General features: G+C 70.3%; 1 protein-coding gene and 1 pseudogene. Both read left to right on the top strand.

Annotated features, from left to right (window positions below):
• A partial coding sequence (locus tag H8A95_RS42610) for a COG4223 family protein (protein WP_229188395.1) occupies positions 1-826 on the top strand: 826 nt, incomplete at its 5' end.
• Positions 827-846: 20 nt separating this feature from the next.
• Positions 847-2315 (top strand): annotated as a pseudogene (locus tag H8A95_RS42605) (heme biosynthesis HemY N-terminal domain-containing protein); the annotation flags it as partial.

Below are 2315 nucleotides of genomic sequence, written 5' to 3'. Positions count from 1 at the left end.
GTCGAAAGTCGGCAGGCCGGTCGCGGCGGCCGCCGATCCCGCGGCAACGGCGCGGCTGGAGGCGCTCGACAAATCGATCGCTGCGCTCCGCACCGAGCTCGCAGCAACACGGGCGCAATCCGACAAGCTTGCCGCTGCCGTCAATGACGCGAAGGCCGCGCCGCGCGATGGCGCGGCTGCGCCTGACATCTCCGGCATCACCGCGCGCATCGACAAGGTCGAGGGTGCGGTGAAGGCGCAGGGCGCCGCGATCGCCAGGCAGGACAGCAAGATCGCCGACACCAAGGCCGAAGCGAAGGCGGACGACGTGCCGTTGCGCCGCGTCGTTGCGGCATCGCTGCTCGATGGCGCGGTTCGCCATGGCGATCCCTATGCCACCGCGCTCGAGGCCGCGAAGGCGCTCTCGGACGATGCCGCGGTGTTGAAGCCGCTCGAGACGTTTGCGACGTCAGGCGTACCGAGCCCGAACGCACTGTGCCGCGAGTTGATCGAGATCGTACCGCAACTCGCGCCGCCGCCGCCGGAAGCCGCGGCGGCCAGCGCCGGGCTGGTCGATCGTTTGCAGGCCGGTGCCTCCAAGCTGATCCGCATCGAGCGGTCCGATGGCACCGGGACCGATCGCAGCAGCATCGTCGCGCGCGTGACATCGGCCGCCGCGCATAATGATCTCGCATTGACCGAGCGCGAACTGAAGTCGCTGCCGCCGGCGGATCGCACCGCCGCGCAAGCCTGGCTCGCCAAGGTGGACGCGCGCCGCGCCGCGCTCGACGCGTCGCGTAAATTTGCCGACAACGCCATGGCGGCGCTCGCCACCGTCAATCAATAGACTCTTGCAATAGGTTCTTGATGATCCGGATCATTCTGTTCCTGCTGCTGATCGCGCTCGCTGCAGCGGGTGCGGCCTGGTTGGCCGATCAGCCTGGCGATCTCGTCCTGAATTGGGGCGGCTTGCGGCTGACGTCGAAGCAGCCGATTTACCTGCTCGGACTCGTCATCGTCATTGCGATGGTCGCGGGCGTGATCCTGCGCGGGTTGTGGAAGATCCCGGGCCACATCCGCCGCGGCAGGCGCGAGCGGCGCCATGCGCGCGGCCGTCACGCCATCACGCAAGGCCTGCTTGCGATCGGGCACGGCGATTCCGCAGGCGCCCGCGCGCATGCCGAAGTGGCGCGGCGCCATGCTGGAGGCGATCCGCTGGCGCTGCTGCTGCACGCGCAATCGGCGCAGCTCGATGGCGATCGCGACGGCGCGCAGCGCGCCTTCCGCGCCATGGCCGAGCGCGCCGACACGCGGCTGCTCGGCCTGCGCGGTCTCTTCATCGAGGCGCAGCGTGCCGACGATCCGGTGGCGGCGGTGATGATCGCCGAGGAAGCGCTGAAAATGTCGCCGTCGTCGTCATGGGCGTCGCATGCGGTGCTCGGCTTCTGCTGCGCCAAGGGCGATTGGGCCGGTGCGTTGTCGATCATCGACAACAACCAGAGCGCCGGACTGATCGACAAGGCGACCTATCGGCGACAGCGCGGCGTGCTGCTGACGGCGCGTGCGCTGGAGTTCGAGACCGTCGATCGCGACCTGTCGCGCTCCAGCGCGATGGAGGCGCTCAAGCTGGCGCCGACGCTGATCCCGGCTGCCGTGCTCGCCGCCAAATTCGAAAGCGAAGCGCATCAGGTGCGCCGCGCGATGCGTATCGTCGAGACCGCGTGGCTGGCGCAGCCGCATCCCGATCTCGCCGACGCCTATTCGCATGTGCGGCTCGGCGATGCCGCGCGCCAGCGGCTGGTGCGAGTCGAGACGCTGGCGGCCAAGACACCCGGCCACATCGAAGGCGCGCTGGCGATCGCGCGTGCCGCGATCGACGCGGCCGAATTCGCCAAGCGCGCGCGGCGCTGGAGCCGTTCACGGCAGCGCCGACGCAACGGGTCGCGCTGTTGATGGCGGAGATCGAGCGCACCGAGCATGGCGACAGCGGCCGGGCGCGAGCCTGGACCCTGCGCGCGGTGCGCGCGCTGCACGATCCGGTCTGGACCGCGGACGGCTATGTCTCCGACCGCTGGCGCCCGGTTTCGCCGGTTACCGGCCGGCTCGATGCCTTCCAGTGGCAGACGCCGGTGGCGGCGCTGCCGTCCGACAAGGGCAACGCGATCGAGCCCTCGCCCTTCGAGGAGGCGATGCTGGCGCCGCGGCGGGTCGAGCCGCCGAAGGAAGCGGCTAGCGAGCCGGAGGCGCCCAAGCCGCCGGAGGCAGCCAAGTTGGTTGAGCCGGTCGAGGTGAAGCCGGTCGAGATCAAGCCCGCGGAGCCCGCCCCGCCGACCGCC

The sequence above is a fragment of the Bradyrhizobium oropedii genome (assembly GCF_020889685.1).
Taxonomy (GTDB): domain Bacteria; phylum Pseudomonadota; class Alphaproteobacteria; order Rhizobiales; family Xanthobacteraceae; genus Bradyrhizobium; species Bradyrhizobium oropedii.
Note: the sequence above shows the minus strand (reverse complement) of the source record. Positions and strands in the feature narration are given on the sequence as shown.